The following is a 3,327-nucleotide window of genomic DNA, read 5'->3' on the forward strand; positions in this document are numbered from 1 at the left end:
GCTTCAAATGACCGACGTCAAACTGTCGAAGTCCTCAGATCGATCCCCGAACGACCCTATTTCCGCACCCTGCTAAAGACGCTCTTCCCTTACCCTCTTTCACCCTAGAGGATCGATGTCTCACAGCTTCTCTCGCCGCGCCTTGATCGGTGCCTTTGCCGCGGGTGGCCTACTCTCCGCCCCTGCCATTCTCCGAGCACAACAGCTGTTCACGGCGTATCCGTTTCGCCTTGGCGTGGCTGCGGGCGACCCCGCGACTGACGGGTTCGTCATCTGGACGCGGCTGTGCCCCGATCCGCAGGACAGCCATGGCGGCATGCCCATGGCTCCGGTCGACGTCGACTGGGAAGTTGCATCAGATGCGGCGTTCCATGCGGTCGTTGCGAAGGGTACGACGATCGCCCGCCCGGAACTGCATCACAGCGTCCATGTCGAGGTTGCGGGGCTGCAACCGGCACGACCTTATTGGTATCGCTTCCGTATCGGTCGGGAACGGTCTATGCGGGGGAAGGCGATGACGCTCCCCGCTGCGGGCACGGCTGCCGACCGGCTGCGATTTGCCGTCGCGGGCTGCCAGAATTACGAGGATGGCTGGTACACCGCCTACCGCCATCTCGCCAACGAGGATACGGCGTTCGTTTTCCATTATGGCGACTATATTTATGAAGGCCGCAGTTCGCCGGTGCCGTTCGGCTATGACGGCCTGCCGCGCCCCTTCGTTCGGGCACATGAAGGGCAGTTGCTCTATAGCCTGGAGGATTATCGCCGTCGCTACACGCAGATCAAGCTCGATCCGGACTTGCAGGCAGCGCACGCCGCCGCTGCCTGGTTCCTGACCCCGGACGATCATGAAGTGGAGAATAACTGGGTTGGGCTCATCGATCAGGGGGGCGACCCTCAGGAGATTTTCGCGCTGCGCCGGGCCGCGGCATTCCAGGCCTATTACGAGCATATGCCGCTGCGGAAGTCCTCCTTCCCGACAGTGGGAGCCATGCAGATCAATCGCCGCGCGATATACGGAAATCTGGTCGATCTGCATTTTCTCGATACGCGCCAGTTCCGCAGCGACCAGCCTTGCGACGATGGGTTCAAGACGATCTGCGCAGGTGTGTCAGATCCCAAAGCGCAGGTGCTGGGGGAGGCGCAGGAGGCGTGGCTGGACCGGAACCTCAAACAGAAGGCCGCGCGCTGGAACGCGATCGCGCAGCAGGTGATGGTCATGCCGCTCGACCGCCGCACTGGCGACGAACCTGCGGCGATCCGCAATATGGATAGCTGGGCGGCCTATGATGCGCCTCGGGAGCGTCTCCTCTCGCGCCTGAAGGGCTATGACAATGTCGTGGTGCTGACCGGCGACGAGCATCAGAACTTCGCGGGCGAACTGCGCCAGAAGCAAGGCACTGGAGACGCGGTTGCAGTGGAATTCGTCAGCACGTCCATCTCCTCGGGCGGCGACGGAGCGGACAAGCGGGCGAACACCGACCGGATCATCGCGCGCAATCCGTTCCTGAAATATACCGGCGACCGACGCGGCTATCTGCTGTGCGATGTCACGCCCGAGACGTGGACGAGCCAGTGCCGCGTAGTGCCGATGGTGACGGAGAAAGGCGCGCCGATCTCGACGGCCGCGACGTTCACCGTGGAGCACGGCCGACCCGCCCTCAACATTGCTTGAGGCTGTTGCGCTGTGGCGGCGTGCGCAATAGGAGGCATCGCAAAGGAGAACATCGCCATGAAGAACCTCACCCTGACCTTCACCGAAGACGAAGCGGAAATCCTGGTGGATGCACTGGAAACCGATCTTGAAGGCTATGAAGATTCGGCCAAGGATGCGCGCGCCAATGGCAATCGCGCCGATGTCATGACCTTTTCGGAAGCTGCCAACCGCATCAAGGTCGTCCGCGATCGCATTCGCAAGGCGATCGATAGCTGACTTTGCCGTCGAGACGGCCCAAGGTGGCGCCATGACGATAAAGCTCAAAGATCATGAGTCAGGCGCCAAATTCACTGGCGACTATGAGGCCACGCTAGCCGACCTGCAGGAGCGGCTGGCCAAGGTGCAGGTCGCACACATCGTCCACGGCAAACGCAGCGTCATCCTGTTCGAGGGATGGGATGCGGCGGGCAAGGGCGGCATCATCCAGCGGATGACGGCGGAATGGGACCCGCGCTACTTTCACGTGTGGCCGATCTCCGCGCCGAGTGAGGAAGAGCGGCATCGCCATTATCTCTGGCGCTTCTGGAACCGGCTGCCCGCCGACCGCAACATCGCGATCTTCGACCGCAGCTGGTACGGCCGAGTGCTGGTGGAGCGCGTGGAGGGCTTCTGCCCGAAGGAAGATTGGAAGCGGTCCTACAAAGAGATCAACGATTTCGAGGCGCAGCAAATCGATTCGGGGACGAACATCGTCAAGTTGTTCATCCACATCACTCAGGAAACGCAGGACAAGCAACTGGCCGAGCGGCTGGATACGCCGTGGAAACGCTGGAAAACGGGTGAGGACGATTACCGCAACCGGAACAAGCGCGCGGAGTATCTCGACGCGATGCACGACATGTTCAGGAAAACCGACACGGAACAGGCGCGCTGGCAGGTGATCGACAACAACAGCCGCAAGGCCGGGCGCATCGCGGCGCTGCGTTATGTCGCTGAAACACTGGAGAAGCTGGTGCCGATGGACATGCCGGACGCCGATCCCGCGGTCGTGGCGCTCGCTAAACAGGCGTTCGGGTACAAGGCGAAGCAAGCACCGGCCTAAGCGGCCGGGTAGCTGATCTCCACCACTTCATACTCCTTTTCGCCAGCGGGAAGCATCACCCGCCGCACGTCGCCCACGGCTGCGGAGCGAAGCGCACGAGCCAGCGGAGCGCCCCAGCCGATGCGGCCCTGATCGGTGTTCGTCTCGTCATTGCCCACAATGGTGAGTGTGCGCTGATTGTCGTCCTCGTCTGCGATGATGACCGTTGCACCGAAATAGACGCGGCTCTTGTCAGGCTGCTGCGAAGGATCGACGATCTTCGCGTCCTTCATCTTCTTCGACAGGCGACGCAGTTGCCCATCGATCTCCCGCATCCGCTTGCGCCCATAGAGATAGTCGCCGTTCTCGGAGCGGTCGCCATTGCCCGCAGCCCAGCTTACCACTTCGACGATCCGAGGGCGTTCGGTGCCGAGCAGATGATCATATTCCTCGCGCAGGGCGGCGTAGCCCTGCGGCGTGATGTAGTTGGGATGCGGAGTCATGCCGGCCCTTTAACAGGGTGCGGAAATAGGGTCGTTCGGGGATCGATCTGAGGACTTCGACAGTTTGACGTCGGTCATTTGAAGCG

General features: G+C 61.7%; 4 protein-coding genes. 3 read left to right on the top strand and 1 reads right to left on the bottom strand.

What is annotated here, in order from left to right:
* The first annotated feature begins 115 nt into the window (after positions 1-115).
* Genes QHC67_RS18595 through QHC67_RS18605 form a run of 3 tightly spaced genes read left to right on the top strand, consistent with a single transcriptional unit; the run spans position 116 to position 2,759 of the window.
* The gene (locus tag QHC67_RS18595) at positions 116-1,675 is read left to right on the top strand and encodes an alkaline phosphatase D family protein (protein WP_319296638.1); all 1,560 of its coding nucleotides are present in this window, start codon (positions 116-118) and stop codon (positions 1,673-1,675) included.
* A gap of 57 nt (positions 1,676-1,732) precedes the next feature.
* Complete coding sequence (locus tag QHC67_RS18600; RefSeq protein WP_319296640.1) at positions 1,733-1,933, top strand: hypothetical protein; 201 nt, start codon at positions 1,733-1,735, stop codon at positions 1,931-1,933.
* A gap of 31 nt (positions 1,934-1,964) precedes the next feature.
* Positions 1,965-2,759: a polyphosphate kinase gene (locus QHC67_RS18605; RefSeq protein ID WP_319296641.1), complete on the top strand. Its 795-nt coding sequence runs from the start codon at positions 1,965-1,967 to the stop codon at positions 2,757-2,759.
* Here QHC67_RS18605 and greB read toward each other — a convergent pair.
* Positions 2,756-3,241, bottom strand: coding sequence for a transcription elongation factor GreB (gene greB / locus QHC67_RS18610; RefSeq protein WP_319296643.1), 486 nt, complete (start codon positions 3,239-3,241; stop codon positions 2,756-2,758). The two genes, QHC67_RS18605 and greB, sit on opposite strands and share 4 nt — an antisense overlap.
* Positions 3,242-3,327: the final 86 nt, after the last annotated feature.

The organism is Sphingobium sp., from assembly GCF_033795625.1.
GTDB lineage: Bacteria > Pseudomonadota > Alphaproteobacteria > Sphingomonadales > Sphingomonadaceae > Sphingobium.